The sequence below is a fragment of the Nocardioides antri genome (genome assembly GCF_008373765.1).
In the GTDB taxonomy this organism is placed as follows: Bacteria; Actinomycetota; Actinomycetes; order Propionibacteriales; family Nocardioidaceae; genus Nocardioides; species Nocardioides antri.
Window position 1 is genome coordinate 161,238 of the sequence record NZ_VUJW01000009.1, and the last position, 16,273, is coordinate 177,510.

The following is a 16,273-nucleotide window of genomic DNA, read 5'->3' on the forward strand; positions in this document are numbered from 1 at the left end:
GAAAGGCGGCCGCCCGCGCGGGGCTGGGGACGGTTAGGGGTCCACCGGCGAACGACAGGATCGCGGCCTTTTCGTCCGGCCGCGCGTGGTCAGCTGACGCGCACCGTCGCGGCGTACTCGAGCTGTTCGGGAAGAAGCTGATCGGCGAAGGGTGCCGTCGCCACCGTCGGGTTCTCCCGGTAGGCATAGGTCACGGTGACCGTGATGCACTGACCGCTCCCGCACGTCGTCGCCGCACCGACGTTGCAGACGAGGCCACCGGATCCGCATTCCTTGTCGACCGCTGCCATCGCATCGTTCACGGCGTCCAACGCCTCGGTCGACCGGGCCGCGGGATCTCTTTCGACGGCGGCAGCACGTGCACCTTCCGCGGCTGCCTGGCTGAGCGTCTGCCGGAAGGAGAGCATCATGCCGAAGCTGATCATCGCGAAGACGAGCAGGAGCAGGATCGGGACGATCAGTGCGAACTCGATCGCCGCTGCTCCGCGGTCGTCGCGATCCGCGTCGCGACGTCCGTCGGACCGCCACCGCAGCACTCGAGGCTTCACCGTCACCACTTCTCTCCCCTGTACTCCCTCGACCTCACCCAAGCCGGACACTAGCGTCGTGCCGTCGCGCCGGGACCCTTTCCCGGACGATCCAACCGTTCGTCCCGGGCCACCTAGTCTGTCGGGACTACGTCCGTCCACGGTCTGGTCCTCCCCCGCTCAACCGCGGAGGGCGGGCTCGGTACATAAAGGCGTGGGCAGACCGAAGAAGTCGGCCCCGGCCAGGGTGATGCCCATCCCCGTCACCAGCGGCCCGACGATGTCGTTGATCTTCGCGACGAGCGGGTCGATCAAGTGCAGCTCGCTGCGGACAAGTCCCATGATCGTGGGGAGCACGGGGTTCACGGCGGCGTCGAGGACGCTCGTCGCGACAGGGACCCCGAGCACGCTCAGCGGACCCGTTCGCAGCGTACCGGCGACCGGGCTCACGGTGACCGGGTTCATCTGGATCTGGCCGGACGGGGCCGGGACCGCGTCGCCGTACACCTGCGGGGGGTACGTGACGTCGACCCGGGTCGGGCCGACCGCTCCGCTCGAGCCGTCGGCCAGGATGGCCACGTCGAAGGCGACAGGGACGGTCAGCAGCCCGAACGGGGGGACGTTGACGTCCACGGTGCCCTTGAGCTTCAGGCTGCCGGTGAGCGTCAGCCGGATCAGGTCGCGCCAAATGTCGGCGACGAACCGGTCCGGATCGCAGCTCACCTCGACCAGCCGGCCGCGGGCGCCGGCGATCTCGACCTCGATCCGCAGGGGCGCCTCGCTGTTGGGCTTCCCGTCGGCGCCGACCAGCTTGAGGTCGATGACGGGCGTCTTGACCAGCGGGATGTTGAGCTGCAGCTTGGCGTCCGCGATGAGCCTGGCCTGCGCGGTCTTGGCCTCGTCGCCGTCGCACGCGCGGCGAGGACGCTCGATGAGGCTGAACTGGGTGCTGGTGACGCCGACGGACGGGACCCCGGCCTGCAGGTTGGGCAGAGCGATGAAGTTGGTGCCGTTGGCGAGGAACGCGGCACCGACCAGCAGGTCGAGCGCGTTGAACTGGACGCCCAGGGCCGCGTCGGACGCAGTCGTGAGACCGAACAGGTCGCGCAGGTTGATCGTCGCCGGGATCGCCGCCGCCGCCGCGGAGTCGAGGACGGCGGCTTCCGCGATCCGGCCGTCGCTCCGCAGCGCGAAGGCCATGGCCCGGAAGAAGGTCCCCACGCTGATGGAGGGCATCGCCAGCAGCTCGTCCACCGTCCCGACGCCGATGGCCGGCGCGCTGACGATGTCGAGCAACGACACGTGAGCGCTGGCCAGGCCCTGGTAGCCGACCATCCGGACCGTGGTGCTGCCGATGATCGGTCCGAGGATGTCCTGGAAGAAGGGCGCCGCACCGGGCGTGATCGACGCTGCGTACGACCCGACCTGGAAGCACGCCGCGGACTGAGCCTCGGCAACGGCCTGCCGGCTCGTGGTCCCGGTCGCGACGCCGGTGATACCTGCGAAGGCGAAGTCGACGGTGGTGGACGCCTCCACCCGGACCGCTCTGGGTACGCCGGATGCCATCGGTTGGAAGTCGCCGTCGACGAGCGTGCCGAGCTCGACGTCGAGGTCAGGCAAGTGGGCCGCGTAACCGATGACGTCCTGGTTGCGCTGCTCCGAAGCGAGAGCTAGGCCGGGCATGAGCGGCGTCAGCTCCGCGACAGTTCGGCCGTCGAGCTCCCGGGCAAGGTCGAGAGAGACGACGTCCGCCAGCGCCTGCATGTCCGCGCGGGCGACGCGCTCCATGCCGATGTCGACGACGAGCGCACCGACGCCCAGCAGGACCACCAGGATGAACGCCGAGAAGATCGTCACGGCTCCGCGCTCGTCCTCGCGGCGGGCGCGCAGCATCCGTCGGCTCTCCTCCATCCTCAGACGGAGGCGACCCCGATCGCCCGGCACACAGCGCAATTGTCGGCCCTCCCTAGCCTCGTCCGCCCATGCCCGAACGGGGGGACGAGTCGACCCTAGGGCGCCTCGGCGTCCGATCGATCCCTTAGAAAGGGATTCCGTACGACTGTCCGGACCGACCGGCCCGGAAGGACTAGTCCGAACTAGTCAGTCCTTGGGAGGCTCGATGTCCGAGGTGGCGAGCTCCTCGACGTTGACGTCCTTGAAGGTCAGCACCTTCACGTTCTTGGCGAACCGGGCCGGGCGGTACATGTCCCACACCCAGGCGTCGCTGATCGTCACCTCGAAGAACACCTCACCGGCCTCGGTGCGCGCCTTCACGTCCACGGAGTTGCAGAGGTAGAAGCGGCGATCGGTCTCGACGACGTACTTGAAGATCTTCACGACGTCGCGGTACTCGCGGTAGAGCCGCAGCTCCTGCTCGGTCTCGTACTTCTCGAGCTCCTCGGCACTCACGATGCCGACCCTACCGCCGGGTCCTCGAGACCGGCGGCGCGACGCACGTTGACGAACCGCATCCGATGGATAGGCGACGGCCCGTGCTCGTCGAGAGCGGCGGTGTGGGTCGGTGTGATGTAGCCCTTGTGCGTGCGGAAGTCGTACGCCGGCCACTCCTCGTCGAGGTCGTCCATCAGCCGGTCCCGGGTGACCTTCGCGATCACCGAGGCCGCCGCGACGCACGCGGCTACGCGGTCGCCCTTCCAGACAGCGAGGCCCGGGGCGCCGAGGCCGTCCACCGGGAACCCGTCGGTGAGGACGTACGACGGCGCGAGGTCGAGCTTGGCGACCGCGCGCCGCAGCGCCTCGACGTTCGCGACGTGCATCCCGAGCCGGTCGCACTCCTCGTGCGAGATGACGACGACGGACCAGGCCAGCGCGCGCCGGACCACCTGGTCGTAGCACCGCTCCCGGGCCTTCGCCGTCAGCAGCTTGGAGTCCGCGAGGCCCGGCACGATCCCGGCCTTGCCGGCCGGGAGGATCGCCGCGCCGGCGACCAGCGGGCCGGCGCAGGCCCCTCGCCCGGCCTCGTCGACGCCGGCGATCGGCTCGATGCCGTGGCGGCGCAGGGCGCGCTCGTAGCCGTAGAGGCCGGCGTCCCGTCGTACCGTCGATCCTCGGGGAAGCGTGGACATCGCCTTCGAGACTAGTCCCCGGCCGGCGGGTCGTCAGGCACGCCGTCGAACACGCCGGGATTGCTGATCCAGTCCCACCGGTCGCGCGGCCAGACCAGTGAGAAGACCTTCCCGACCACGAGGTCGGTGTCGATCCACGGGCTCTTGGCGCAGGTCTCCACGTCGGGGCCGCACATGTGGGCGCGCGAGTCGGCCGACTGCGAGCGGTTGTCGCCGAGGACGAAGAGCATGCCGTCGGGGATCGGACCGACCGACCAGTCGCAGCTGCCCTCGAAGACGGCAGCGCACTTGCCGTGGTTCTTCGCGATGTAGGGCGACTCGTCGACCGGCTCGCCGTTGACGAGGATCCGCCCCTGGTCGTCGCAGCACTCGATGACGTCGCCCTCGATGCCGACGACGCGCTTCACGAGGTGCCCGCCGGTCGGGTAGAGCCCGATCTTGGACAGCACGTTGGCGAGGCCGGTCGGCGCCGGCTCCTCGCCGGTCAGCCAGCTGCCGGGATCCTCGAAGACGACGACGTCGCCGCGGGACGGGTCTCCCCCGAACCAGTAGGAGACCTTCTGCACCAGGATCCGGTCGTTGCGGATCAGGCCCGGCTCCATCGACTCGGACGGGATGTAGAACGCCTGGACGAAGAACGTCTTGATGACGACGGCGAGCACCAGTGCGATGCCGAGCAGCAAGATGCTCTCCTGCCACACCGGGAGGTGCTTGCGCTCGCCCTTCTTCACCGGTGCAGCCGCTCCATCGCCCTCGTCGCTGGACCGGTCGCTGGACTCCTCGGAAGAGCCGTCCGAGGCCGCTGGGGCCTCGGGCGCCTCCTCGATGGCGTCGGGCTCGCCGGCGTCGGTCGTCACAGGTACTGACTCTAGCCAGTGCCTGATCAGGCCTCGCGGCGCTCCTTGATCTTGGCGGCCTTGCCGCGCAGGTTGCGCAGGTAGTAGAGCTTCGCGCGGCGGACGTCACCGCGGGTGACGACCTCGATCTGCTCGAAGATGGGCGAGTGGAGCGGGAAGGTCCGCTCGACACCGACGCCGAAGGACACCTTGCGAACGGTGAACGTGCGGCCGACGCCGCTGCCGTGGATGCGGATCACGACACCCTGGAAGATCTGGACCCGGGACCGGTTGCCCTCGACGACCTTGACGTGGACCTTGACGGTGTCACCGGCGCGGAAGGCGGGGATGTCGTCGCGCTTCGCGGCCTTGCCGAGCTCGGCGACGATGGACGGGGAAACGTTGCTCATGATGGCTCCTCGCGAGTGCCACAGGTCAACCGCGGATAGTGGGTCGTGATCCAACAGGTGGCGCAGCACGTCCGACGGTTCCCCTGTGGCAGAAGCGTCCGTGGCGCCGACGGACGATCATCGCACAGGAGCCGGGACGGTCGGTAATCGCCACCGGCGCCTCCAGAGCCCCGTCCCGGCGTCGGGGAGAATGCCGTCGTGACCGACGCCGGCCCGGCTCGTGACTGGGCGCCCCACACCTTCGAGTCGCGACCCTACCGGCAGCGGGTCGCCCGGGGGCCGCGGTCCGACCGGCAGCTGCGCGAGGTCACGGTGGCGCTGCCGCCGTTCATCCGCGAGCGCGACTTCGCGATGGAGCGACCGCTCGCCGCGATGACGACCGCCAGCGCCGGCGACCTCGGCCACCTCGACCTCGTGCACGGCAGGACCCTGAAGGCCCTCAACCACCTCCAGCTCCGCACCGAGGCCGTCGACTCCTCGAAGATCGAGAACGTCGACGCCAGCCTGGCCGACTACGGGCGTGCCCTCCTCGGCGCCGGGGCCAACGCGTCCGCGATCTCGATGGCCTCGGCGACCGGAGCGCTGACGCGCATGATCCGCGACGCCGAGACGACCCGGAAGATCCGCGCCGAGGCGCTCCTCAAGGCCCATCACGAGCTGTTCCGGCGCAATCCCGACGAGGCACACCGGGCCGGCACGTTCCGCACCACGCAGAACTGGGTCGGCGGGAGCGACTACTCCCCCCTCGGCGCGCTGCACGTGCCGCCTCCCCCCGAGACCGTGCCCGACTACCTCGACGACCTCTTCGCCTACGCCAACCGCGACGACGTGCCGATCCTCGTGCAGGCCGCGATCGTGCATGCCCAGTTCGAGTCGATCCACCCGTTCATCGACGGCAACGGCCGGCTCGGCCGTGCGCTGATCCACGCCGTGCTGCGACGCCGCCGTGCCACCCGGCACCTCACGGTGCCGATCGCGTCCGCCCTGGTCGCCCACCGGGAGGGCTACTTCGACGCCCTCAACCACTACCGCGAAGGGTCCGCAGGGCCCCTGGTCGCCATGCTGGCGTCGGCCACCAGCGTGGCGACCGGGGAGTCGTGGCGTACGGCGACGCACCTGCGCGATCTCCGGAGGGAGTGGCACGACGCGGTCGGGGGCTCCCGGCCGGGGACGCCGCTGCACCGCCTCCTCGACCTGCTCACCGAGGAGCCGATCGTCAACGTCGCCCTCGTCACGGGGCGGATCGACGTCCCCGAGGCCGCCGCGAGCGAGGCGATCGCCGCCCTCGTCGACGCGAAGGTGCTGACGAGAGCGCGGGGCTCCCGGCGCGCGCCCGTGTGGCTCGCGACGTCGGTGCTCGACGAGGTGGCGGACCTCAGCTCACGGATCCAGGCCTCGAGCCGGCGGCTGCGCGAGGCGTAGCGCCCGCGAGAACGGCCACAGGCCCGCCCCGGTCGGAACCGGGACGGGCCTGCGGATGATCCGCTCGGGCGACGTCAGATCGCGTAGCCCTCGCCGTGGAGCACGAGGTCGATGCCGGCGATCTCGTCCTCCTCCTTGGCGCGGAAGCCGATCGTCTTCTCGATGACCGTGCCGAGGATGAAGGCCACGATGAACGAGTAGGCCATGATCGAGAAGGCGGGGATCGCCTGGACCACGAGCTGCTCGAAGTTGCCGCCGGTGAACAGGCCGGTGTCGATGGCGAAGAAGCCCAGGTAGAGCGTGCCGATGACACCCGCGACCAGGTGGATGCCGACGACGTCGAGCGTGTCGTCGACGCCGATCTTGTACTTGAGCTCGATCGCGTAGGCGCAGACCGAACCGGCGATGAGGCCGAGCACGATCGCCCAGATCGGCGTCAGGTTGGCGCACGACGGGGTGATCGCGACCAGACCGGCCACGATGCCGGAGGCGGCGCCGACCGCGGTCGGCTTCCCCTCCTTGAAGTGCTCGACGACGATCCAGCCGACCAGCGCGGCCGCGGGGCACACCATGGTGTTGACGAAGATCAGGCCGACCTGGCCGTCGGCGATGGCCGCGCCGCCGTTGAAGCCGAACCAGCCGAACCACAGGATCGCGGCACCGATCAGCACCAGCGGGACGTTGTGGGGCTGCGCCTCCTCCTTGGAGAAGCCGACCTTCCGCCTGCCGAGCACCAGCGCGAGCGCGAGCGCGGCCGCGCCGGCGTTGATGTGGACCGCGGTGCCGCCGGCGAAGTCGATCGTGCCGGTCGAGAAGCCGAACTGCTCGTCGAGCTTGTTCACCCAGCCGGTGAAGTCACCGCTCGCGTCGAACGCGAACACCCACGACGCCACCGGGAAGTACACGAGGGTCGCGAAGAGGCCGGCGAACAGCATCCAGGGCCAGAAGCGGGCACGGTCGGCGATCGAGCCCGAGATCAGGGCGACGGTGATGATCGCGAACGTCGAGCCGAAGATCGCGCTAGCCATGACGAGCCCGGAGCCGTCGTCGCCGGCGAACGCGGCGTTGGCGGCGTCCTGCAGGCCGAAGTCGGAGAACGGGTTACCGAGGACCCGCGGGATCCAGTCGGCGTCGGAGCCGTCGACGTACGCCTGGTTGAAGCCGTAGAGAATCCACAGCACACCGACGACGCCGATGCTGCCGAAGCTGAGCATCATCATCGAGATCACGCTCTTCGACTTGACCAGGCCGCCGTAGAAGAACGCCAGGCCCGGCGTCATGAAGAGGACGAGGGCTGCTGTGATCAGCAACCACAGAACTGCAAGGTCCATGGAAAACAAACTCCTCGGGAGGTTCGGGTCCTGTCGTTCGACCCACAGAGGCCGACGTCATTGCCGACCACACGATGCGCCGCATACTTGCGACGCGTCGTTTCACCTCACGACCGATCGTGTTTCGCGTGTGTTACAGGTTCACGCCCGGACTTCTCAGGAGTCCTGGCGCCGAGGCTTGGTCAGGATGACCGCCCCCGGCGGTGCCGGGAGGTCGCTCCGGAGGCGGTACCCGGCCTTGCGGTACATCCGCTGGTTGCGGAGGCTTCCCTCGCCCGTGAAGAGGAGGTACGTCGTCACGGTCGCCGGGGCGACGGCCTCGATGTGCTCCAGCAGCACCCGGCCGAGGCCCTGGCCCTGGAGGTCGGGCGCGACCATGATCCGGCCGATGTCCCAGGCGGTGCCCTCGGGGCCCTCGACCCGGCCGCGGACCGCCGCGACCAGTCGTCCCGCGCGGCGCACGACGTAGGTGTCCCACTCGCGCAGCCACGCCTGCACGTCTTCGAGCGACTCGTGGAGGGCAGGGATGTAGGCGCCGGGGTTGGCCTCGGCCTCCTGCATCCAGCAGGCCCGTTGCAGGGTCAGCAGCTCGCCTGCGTCGGCCGGGACGGCGCGCTCGATGGGAGTGCCGTCGTCGAGGGCCGACGGGGCCAGCAGGTCGGGCCGGCGCTCCGCCGTACGACGCCGCGCCTGCTCGTGCCGCCAGCGGGCGACCGCGCCGTGGTCGCCGGACCGCAGCACGGCGGGCACCTCGCGGCCCTGCCAGACCGGGGGCTTGGTGTAGACGGGGTACTCCAGCAGGCCGCCGGTGCTGTCGGCGTGGGACTCCTCCACCAGCGACTCCGCGTTGCCCATGAAGCCCGGCAGCAGCCGGACGACGGCCTCGGTGATCGCGAGGGCTGCGACCTCTCCCCCGTTGAGCACGTAGTCGCCCAGGCTGATCTCGCGCACCTCGGCGATGTCGCGTGCGTGCTCGACCACCCGCTGGTCGATGCCCTCGTAGCGTCCGCACGCGAAGACCAGTCGATCGCGGCCCGAGAGCTCCTCGGCCAGCCGCTGGTCGAACGGCTGCCCCGACGGGGTGGTGAAGACGATCGTGTCGGTCGGGGCGACCTCGAGCGCGGCGAACGCCTCACCCCACGGCTCGGGCTTCATGACCATGCCCGCACCACCGCCGTATGGCGTGTCGTCCACCGTGCGGTGCCGGTCGTGGGTCCAGGTCCGCAGGTCGTGCACGTGCAGCTCGAGGAGGCCGCTCTCGACCGCCTTCCCGGGCAGCGACAGCCGCAGCGGGGCGAGGTAGTCGGGGAAGATCGTGAGGTAGTCGAGCCTCACGCTGGCTCCTCGGGGTCCTCGGGCTCCTCGGGAAGCGGCTGCACGAGGCCCGGCCGGTCGGCGATGACGATCCGCCCACCCGGCACGTCGACCTCGGGCACCAGCGCCGTGACGAAGGGCACCAGCGCGTCGCGCCCGTCGGTGGTGCGGATCTGCAGCAGGTCCTGGGCACCGTGCAGGAGGCCGGTGACCTCGCCGAGCGGGGTGCCGTCGACGTCGTACGCCGCGAGGCCCTCGAGCTGGTGGTCGTAGAACTCCTCGGGGTCGTCAGGGGTCTCGTCGGCCGGCACGGCCGCCCGCAGGACCACGCCGCGGGCGCCCTCGGCGGCGTTGCGGTCGGGTATCTCGTCGAAGGCCAGCAGCAGCGCCGACTGGTGCCAGCGGGCGCGCCTCACGGTGAGCGTGGCGTGGGTGAACGCCGAGCCCCGGGGCGCCTCCGCGAGCAGCCGCGCACCCGGCCAGAACCGGCGCTGCGGCTCGTCGGTGCGGACGTCGACGGTCAGCTCGCCCCGGATGCCGTGCGGCTTGCCGATCCGGCCGACCACGACCTCGATGGTCTCCACTCGTTCCCTCCGAAATGCGATGACGGGCGCCGCCATCATGGCAGCGCCCGTCATCGTGCTGGTCGTTCAGGCCTCAGCGGCGGCCGGGCCGGTCGACGTCGACGAAGTCGATCCGGGTGCCGTCGTTGCCGGCGAGCGCCGAGATGACGGTGCGGAACGCGGTCGCCGTACGGCCACTGCGACCGATCACCTTGCCGAGGTCGTCGGGGTGCACCCGGACCTCGAGCACCGAGCCGCGGCGCAGCTGCTTGTCGCGCACCACGACGTCGTCGGGGTGGTCGACCACACCGCGGACGAGGTGCTCCAGCGCGTCGGCGAGCATCGGCTCAGGCCTTCTCGGTCGGCTCGGCGTCCGTCGACCCGGCGTCGGCGGCCGGCGCCTCCTCGGCGGTGGGCACCTCGGCCTTGGTCTCGGCGGCAGGCTCCTCCGCCTTGGTCTCCTCGGCGGCGGGCTCCTCGACCTTCTCGGCCTTGTCAGCCTTCTCGGACTTCTTCTTGGAGGTCACCGCGGCGCCCTTGGGCTCGTTGGCGGCCTCCTTGAGGGCCTCGTTGAAGATCTCGAGCTTGTCGCGCTTGGGCTCCTTGACCTGCAGGGTGCCCTCGGCGCCGGGCTCGCCCTTGAACTTCTGCCAGTCGCCGGTCACCTTGAGGATCGCCTCGACGGCCTCGGACGGCTGAGCGCCGACACCGAGCCAGTACTGCGCCCGCTCGGAGGCGACGTCGATGTACGACGGGTCCTCCTTGGGGTGGTACTTGCCGATCTCCTCGATCACCCTGCCGTCACGCTTCTTGCGCGAGTCGACGATGACGATGCGGTACTGCGGCACCCGGACCTTGCCCAGGCGCTTCAAACGGATCTTGACGGCCACGTTTGTGGTGTCTCCTTGAGAACTTGTGGTGGGTGGTCGGCTCCGACCAGGTGGGGAACACCGGGAGAGTCCGATCGAGGGCGCTGCGCCGACCGGTTGAGAGGGTCCGGACGACACAGAACTCAGCCCCCAAGTCTGCCAGACACTCCCGCCCCCCCACCAATCGCGCCGGGGTCGGCCGATCCGGCTACCGGTTCAGCCGGCCGCGGAGCACGACGTACGACGGCTCGGCGAGCACCGTGAGGTCCTCGACCGGGTTGCGCGGGTAGACCACGAAGTCCGCGGGGTCTCCCTCGTCGAGGCCGGGGTTCCGGCCGAGCCAGGCGCGGGCGCGCCACGAGGCCGCGCCGAGGACGTACGACGGAGGCAGCCCCATCTCGGCCATCGCCAGGATCTCCTCGTGCAGGCAGCCGTGGCGGCTGCTCCCGCCACCGTCGCTGCCGACGTAGAGGTCGACACCGGCGTCGTACGCCGCCATCAGGACGTCGCGGCGGCGACCGTGCAGCGTCTCCATCGTGGTGGCGTACGACGGGAACTTGTCGCGCCCGGCCTCGGCGAACTCGGGGAACTTGCCTGTCTGCAGCACGGTCGGCACCAGGGCGACGCCGCCCGCGACCATCTGCTCGATGTGCCGCTCCTCGAGGCCGGTGCCGTGCTCGACGCAGTCGATGCCCGCGTCGAGCAGGGGCGAGAGCGACGCCGTCCCGAAGCAGTGGGCGGTGACCCGGGCGCCGAGCGCGTGCGCGGTGCCGATCGCGGCGGCGACCGCGTCGTCGGTGAAGGACGGCGCGAGGTCGCCCTCGTCGCGGGAGATCCAGTCGCCGACCAGCTTCACCCAGCCGTCGCCGACCGCCGCCTGCTCGGCCACGGTGTCGGCCAGGTCGTCCGGCTCGACCTCGACGCCGTAGCCCCGCAGGTAGCGACGGGTGCGGGCGATGTGCTTGCCGGCGCGGATCAGGCGCGGCAGGTCCTCCCGCTCCTGCACCCACCGGGTGTCGGCGGGCGAGCCGCAGTCGCGGAGCAGCAGCACGCCGTTCTCGCGATCGGCGATCGCCTGCTGCTCGGTCTCCTCGTCACTGACCGCTCCGCCGTCCTCGAGCCCGAGGTGGTTGTGGGCGTCGACCAGCCCCGGCACGATCCAGCCCTCCGCGGCCGTGTCGGCGCCCGGCTGCCGCTCGTAGGTGACCAGGCCGTCGACGACGTACAGGTCGCGCACCTCACCGTCGGGGAGCACCGGACCGGAGAACCGCAGCGCCGAGGTCGTCACCTTCCGAAACCTACCGAACCCTGCTCAGAGCAGGTCGAGGAGCCAGGTGGGGCGCAGGGTGGTGGCGCCGACCCCGGCCACCCGCGCGTCGAGGGCGCGGTCGGCGGTGACGACGGTGACCCGGTCGCCGCGCTCGGCGGCGGCCCGGGCCTCGGCGACGATCGTGGCGTCGCCGTCCTTCGGGGCGTGGACGGTGCGGACGTGCGCGTCGCGTCCGGGGCGTACGCCGGACTTCGCACCGCCCTCCAGCACGAGCACGACCTGGTCGTGCGGCACGTCCGCGACGAGCAGCTGCTCGTGCAGCCGTCGCGCAGCGCCGGGACGGTCCTTCCACCACCCGTCCGGGCGGGCGCCGACGACGTTGGCGGCGTCGACGATGAGGACGGTGCCCATCAGCGGCTCATTTGAGGAACTTCGTGAAGTCCTTCGGGAGGTCGAGCTTGGCAGCGGCCGCCTCGTAGTCGACCTCCTCGCCGTTCGGCAGGCCGAACGGGTTGGCGGCCTGCTGGGCGGCCCGCTCCTTCGCGGCCGCGGCCTGCTGGGCCGCCTTGGCCGGGTTGCCCGACTTCCGCTGGCCACCCTTGGCCTTCGACTTCTGGGCCTGCTTGGCCTTCGCGCGCTTGCCGCCTCCGGGCCCGCCCATGCCCGGCATCCCAGGCATCCCGGGCATCCCCGGCACACCGCCGAAGCCGCCGCCCTTGGCCATCTGCATCATCATCTTGCGCGCCTCGAAGAACCGGTCCACGAGGCTGTTCACGTCGGCGACCGTGCGGCCGGAGCCCTTCGCGATCCGGGCGCGGCGCGACCCGTCGATGATCTTCGGGTTCTCGCGCTCGGCGGGGGTCATCGAGCGGATGACCGCCTCGACCCGGTCGATCTCGCGCTCGTCGAAGTTCTCGAGCTGCTCCCGGATCTGACCAGCGCCGGGGAGCATCTTGAGGATCTTGGTCATCGAGCCGAGCTTCTTGATCTGCTGCATCTGCTCGAGGAAGTCGTCGAGGGTGAACTCACCACCCTGGCCGGTCAGCTTCTGCGCGGCCTTGAGCGCCTGGTCCTGGTCGAACGCCTTCTCGGCCTGCTCGATCAGGGTGAGGACGTCACCCATGTCGAGGATGCGCGAGGCCATCCGGTCGGGGTGGAAGACGTCGAAGTCGGTCATCTTCTCGCCGGAGGAGGCGAACATGACCGGCTTGCCGGTGACCTGGCGGATCGACAGCGCGGCCCCACCGCGGGCGTCGCCGTCGAGCTTGGTGAGGACGACGCCGTCGTAGCCGACCCCGTCGAGGAACGCCTGGGCCGTCGTGAGCGCGTCCTGGCCGATCATGGCGTCGACGACGAACAGCACCTCGTCGGGCTCCACCGCGTCGCGGATGGCGGCGGCCTGGGCCATCATGTCGGCGTCGACGCCGAGGCGGCCGGCGGTGTCGACCACGACGACGTCGTACAGCTTGCGCTTGGCCTCCTCGAGGGACGCGCGGGCGACCCCGACCGGGTCACCGACGCCGTTGCCGGGCTCGGGCGCGAAGACCGGGACGCCGACCTTGTCGCCGTTGACCTGCAGCTGCTGGACCGCGTTGGGCCGCTGGAGGTCGGCCGCGACCAGCAGCGGGGACTTGCCCTGCTCCTTGAGCCACAGCGCGAGCTTGGCGGCGAGCGTCGTCTTGCCGGCGCCCTGGAGGCCGGCCAGCATGATCACGGTCGGGCCGGACTTGGCGTAGCGGAGCCGCCGCGTCTCCCCGCCGAGGATGGTGACGAGCTCGTCGTTGACGATCTTGACGACCTGCTGGGCCGGGTTCAGCGCCTGGCTGACCTCCTCGCCCCGCGCGCGCTCCTTGACCGCGGCCACGAACTCCTTGACCACCGGGAGCGCGACATCCGCCTCGAGCAGGGCGATCCGGATCTCGCGAGCGGTCGCGTCGATGTCGGCCTCGGACAGCCGGCCCTTGCCACGGAGGTTCTTGAAAGTCTCGGCAAGGCGGTCGGACAAGGTGGCGAACAAGGGGGTTCCTCAAGGACGGGCGATCAGGGCGGACGAGCACACGGACGACCCAACTCTATCGGCGATGGGTGAGCCTGACCTGCGGAGGCATACGCTGAACAGGTGATGTACGTCGTGTTCGGTGCCGCGGGAGCGCTGCTGCTGCTCCTCGTGGTCTGGGCCGGGCACCGGATGCTCCGCAACCCGACCGGGTCAGGTGCGGGCGTCGCCGACGGGATGGGCGTCTTCGTCGACGTCTTCGACCCGGCCCGTTCCCGCGCGGATCGCGACCTGAAGTCCAAGGACAACGAGACCCAGGTGGTCCCGTCCCCCGAGGGCGACGACCGGGCGATCCAGATCGACCACGTCGCGATGCGGGCGCGCGTCAGGCGTCCGCAGGCCCCGACCCCTCCGCCGGAGGACTGAGCCGCTCCCGGATCCCGGCAGCAGCCGCCGCCGCGCGTTCGTCGGACAGCGCCGAGCCGTCGGGCTCCTGGAGGTAGAACACGTCCACCGCCTGGGGACCCAGGGTCGAGATGTGCGCCGACCGCACCGACATCCCGAGGTCGGCGAGGGCCGCGCTGACCAGGTACACGACGCCGAGCCGGTCCGCTGCACGGACCTCGATCACGGTCGCCTGGTCGCTGGCCTCGGGACGGACGACGACCGTCGGCGCCAGGTCCGGCCCGGAGCCGTTGGGGCGGGGTGCCAGGCGCGTGGCCGGGTCGACCCGCCGGGCCGCGATCCCGTCGAACACCGTCCGCAGCCGGCCGGCGTCGAGGTGGTCGTCCGCCACGTCCCACATCGAGACGCCGTACTCCCCCTGCGACCAGATCCGCGCCGCGCGCACCTGGAGCCGCTGCAGCGCGAACGTCGCCGCGCAGTCGGCCAGCAGGCCGACCCGGTCCGGCGACACCGTCGTCACCCGTGCACCGTCGTCGACCAGCTCGACGGTGATCGCGACGGAGCCCTCGCGGGCGGCGGCCGGGATGTCGATCTCCTCGACCGGAAGGGCCGCCGGCACGCTCCCGCGCTCGAGGGCGGCGTGCGCCCGCCGCGACAGGTCGCGGATGAGGCCCGCCCGCCACGACGACCACGCCTTGCTCGACGTCGCCTTCGCGTCCGCCTCGGTCAGCGCGGTCAGGAGCGCGAGCGCCTCAGGGGTCTCGACGTGCTCGGTGAGCAGCTCGATCGTCGCGGGGTCGTCGGGGTCGCGCGTGGTGGCCGTCGTGGGCAGGAGCAGGTGCCAGCGCACGAGCTGGGCGATCAGGTCCACGGCGGCCCGCTCGAACCCCATCCGGGTCGCGATGGCGCGGGCGAGCGGCTCCCCCGCAACGCAGTGCTCTACCGTCCCTCCCTTGCCGATGTCGTGCAGCAGCGCGGCGACCACCAGCACGTCGGGCCGCGAGACGTCCCGGATGAGCGCGGAGGCCTCGATGCAGGTCTCGACGACGTGCCGGTCGACCGTGAACCGGTGGATGACCGACGCGTGCGGCAGCAGCCGGATCCGCTCCCACTCGGGCAGGATCCCGGCCAGCGCACCGGTCTCCTCCAGGGTCTCCCACACCGGGAGCAGGCCGGGGCCCGCGGCGAGCAGGCGGACCAGCTGCTGGCGCGCCTCCTCCGGCCACGGGTCCGGCAGCGGCGGGCATTCCCGCACCAACCGGGCAGCGGTGGGCGGGGCGAGGACGGCGTTGCGGCGGGCGGCCTCGGCCGCGGCGCGGAGCAGCAGCACCGGGTCGGAGGCGGGGCGGGCGCCGCGGTCGAGGACGACCTCGCCGTTCGACAGGGCGACACCGGGGGCGAGCCGCTCGAGCTCGGGGCGCCGCGGGCGGCCGGCAGGCGTGCGACGTACGGCGTCCTCCGCGCGGCGCCACACCAGGCGGGAGAGGTGGGTGAGCCGCCGGCCCACCTCGCGGACCTGCCGCTGCGCTGCCCGGTCGTCGCGGAGCCCGAGGGCCTCGGCCAGCGCCGGCCAGTGCTCGGGCGCGATGCGGTCGGTCGCCCGGCCGGCCGCGGCGTGGAGGACGTCGCGGACGTCGAGCAGGTGCAGCCGGGTGCGCTCGAGGTCGGAGGCCGGGATGTCGACGAGCCAGGTCGCCATCAGGCTCTTGAGCACCGTGGCGTCGCGGAGGCCGCCCTCCGCCTCCTTCAGGTCCGGGACCGAGAGGTGCGCGAGCTCGCCGACCAGCCGGTGCCGGCTGCGGACGAGCTCGTGGAGCTCCGGCAGGCGCTGCCGCGCGTCGCGACGCCACTGCGCGAGCACCGTGGTCCGCAGCCGGAGGGTGAGGCTCGGGTCCCCGGCCACGTGCCGGACGTCGAGCAGCCCCGACGCGACCCGCACGTCCGCCGCGGCAGCGGCGAGCATCTCGCTCAGCGACCGGACCGAGTGGTCGAGCTTCTCGCCCGAGTCCCAGATCGGGTACCAGAGCAGCTGGCCCAGCTCCCCAACGTCGACGCCGTCGTCGGCGACGAGCACCACGTCCAGGTCGGAGTACGGCGCCAGCTCGCCCCTGCCGTAGCCGCCGACCGCCACCAGTGCGACGCCGGTGTCCGGCCCTCCCGCAGCGTCGTACGCCTCGGAGCAGAGAGCGTCGGCCGCGGCGGTGCGGTCGGCTCTCTCAGCGGCGGTCATCGGGTGACCGCGAC

At 71.3% G+C, this 16,273-nt stretch carries 17 protein-coding genes; 2 read left to right on the plus strand and 15 right to left on the minus strand.

Annotation, left to right across the window (positions count from 1 at the left end; genetic code table 11):
- Positions 1 to 89: 89 nt before the first annotated feature.
- The 6 genes from F0U47_RS15335 to rplS form a co-directional block, all read right to left on the minus strand.
- Positions 90 to 548 (minus strand): TadE/TadG family type IV pilus assembly protein, encoded by a 459-nt coding sequence (locus tag F0U47_RS15335; RefSeq protein WP_188111381.1) that lies wholly within the window; start codon positions 546 to 548, stop codon positions 90 to 92.
- 159 nt (positions 549 to 707) lie between these two features.
- Positions 708 to 2,438 (minus strand): pilus assembly protein TadG-related protein, encoded by a 1,731-nt coding sequence (locus F0U47_RS15340; RefSeq protein ID WP_149751350.1) that lies wholly within the window; start codon positions 2,436 to 2,438, stop codon positions 708 to 710.
- Positions 2,439 to 2,627: 189 nt separating this feature from the next.
- Entirely contained in the window at positions 2,628 to 2,936 is a 309-nt protein-coding gene (locus F0U47_RS15345; protein WP_149751351.1) for a DUF2469 domain-containing protein, read from the minus strand.
- Positions 2,933 to 3,613: a ribonuclease HII gene (locus F0U47_RS15350; protein ID WP_149751352.1), complete on the minus strand. Its 681-nt coding sequence runs from the start codon at positions 3,611 to 3,613 to the stop codon at positions 2,933 to 2,935. Before F0U47_RS15350 ends, F0U47_RS15345 begins: the two co-directional genes overlap by 4 nt.
- Before the next feature lie 11 nt (positions 3,614 to 3,624).
- A complete protein-coding gene (lepB, locus tag F0U47_RS15355) occupies positions 3,625 to 4,470 on the minus strand; it encodes a signal peptidase I (protein WP_246159650.1) in 846 nt (281 codons plus the stop codon).
- A 26-nt stretch (positions 4,471 to 4,496) separates the two neighbouring features.
- Positions 4,497 to 4,859 carry a 50S ribosomal protein L19 gene (gene rplS, locus F0U47_RS15360; RefSeq protein WP_149751353.1) on the minus strand — a complete coding sequence of 121 codons (363 nt, stop codon included), beginning with the start codon at positions 4,857 to 4,859 and terminating at the stop codon, positions 4,497 to 4,499.
- Positions 4,860 to 5,057: 198 nt separating this feature from the next.
- On the opposite strand from rplS, the gene F0U47_RS15365 reads away from it, so the two are divergent.
- Positions 5,058 to 6,281: a Fic family protein gene (locus F0U47_RS15365; RefSeq protein ID WP_149751354.1), complete on the plus strand. Its 1,224-nt coding sequence runs from the start codon at positions 5,058 to 5,060 to the stop codon at positions 6,279 to 6,281.
- 74 nt (positions 6,282 to 6,355) lie between these two features.
- Here the strand turns inward: F0U47_RS15365 and F0U47_RS15370 are convergent, their stop codons facing one another.
- The 8 genes from F0U47_RS15370 to ffh form a co-directional block, all read right to left on the minus strand.
- Positions 6,356 to 7,612, minus strand: a complete 1,257-nt coding sequence (locus F0U47_RS15370) for an ammonium transporter (RefSeq protein ID WP_149751355.1) — start codon at positions 7,610 to 7,612, stop codon at positions 6,356 to 6,358.
- A gap of 156 nt (positions 7,613 to 7,768) precedes the next feature.
- Positions 7,769 to 8,947, minus strand: a complete 1,179-nt coding sequence (trmD, locus tag F0U47_RS15375; protein WP_149751356.1) for a tRNA (guanosine(37)-N1)-methyltransferase TrmD — start codon at positions 8,945 to 8,947, stop codon at positions 7,769 to 7,771.
- Complete coding sequence (gene rimM / locus F0U47_RS15380; protein ID WP_246159651.1) at positions 8,944 to 9,510, minus strand: ribosome maturation factor RimM; 567 nt, start codon at positions 9,508 to 9,510, stop codon at positions 8,944 to 8,946. The genes trmD and rimM overlap by 4 nt, the downstream gene beginning before the upstream one ends.
- Before the next feature lie 73 nt (positions 9,511 to 9,583).
- Positions 9,584 to 9,832, minus strand: coding sequence for an RNA-binding protein (locus tag F0U47_RS15385; RefSeq protein WP_149751357.1), 249 nt, complete (start codon positions 9,830 to 9,832; stop codon positions 9,584 to 9,586).
- Between the two features lie 4 nt (positions 9,833 to 9,836).
- On the minus strand, positions 9,837 to 10,379 hold the full coding sequence (gene rpsP, locus F0U47_RS15390; RefSeq protein ID WP_149751358.1) for a 30S ribosomal protein S16: 543 nt from the start codon (positions 10,377 to 10,379) through the stop codon (positions 9,837 to 9,839).
- Positions 10,380 to 10,566: 187 nt separating this feature from the next.
- Positions 10,567 to 11,646, minus strand: coding sequence for an amidohydrolase family protein (locus tag F0U47_RS15395; protein WP_188111382.1), 1,080 nt, complete (start codon positions 11,644 to 11,646; stop codon positions 10,567 to 10,569).
- A gap of 24 nt (positions 11,647 to 11,670) precedes the next feature.
- Positions 11,671 to 12,039 (minus strand): hypothetical protein, encoded by a 369-nt coding sequence (locus F0U47_RS15400; RefSeq protein WP_149751359.1) that lies wholly within the window; start codon positions 12,037 to 12,039, stop codon positions 11,671 to 11,673.
- Positions 12,040 to 12,046: 7 nt separating this feature from the next.
- Positions 12,047 to 13,645 carry a signal recognition particle protein gene (gene ffh, locus F0U47_RS15405; RefSeq protein WP_149751360.1) on the minus strand — a complete coding sequence of 533 codons (1,599 nt, stop codon included), beginning with the start codon at positions 13,643 to 13,645 and terminating at the stop codon, positions 12,047 to 12,049.
- A 102-nt stretch (positions 13,646 to 13,747) separates the two neighbouring features.
- Here ffh and F0U47_RS15410 point away from each other — a divergent pair, with 102 nt between their 5' ends.
- Entirely contained in the window at positions 13,748 to 14,050 is a 303-nt protein-coding gene (locus tag F0U47_RS15410; protein WP_149751361.1) for a hypothetical protein, read from the plus strand.
- On the opposite strand, the gene F0U47_RS15415 is transcribed toward F0U47_RS15410, so the two are convergent.
- A complete protein-coding gene (locus tag F0U47_RS15415; protein ID WP_149751362.1) occupies positions 14,010 to 16,259 on the minus strand; it encodes a [protein-PII] uridylyltransferase in 2,250 nt (749 codons plus the stop codon). The genes F0U47_RS15410 and F0U47_RS15415 overlap by 41 nt on opposite strands.
- Positions 16,260 to 16,273: the final 14 nt, after the last annotated feature.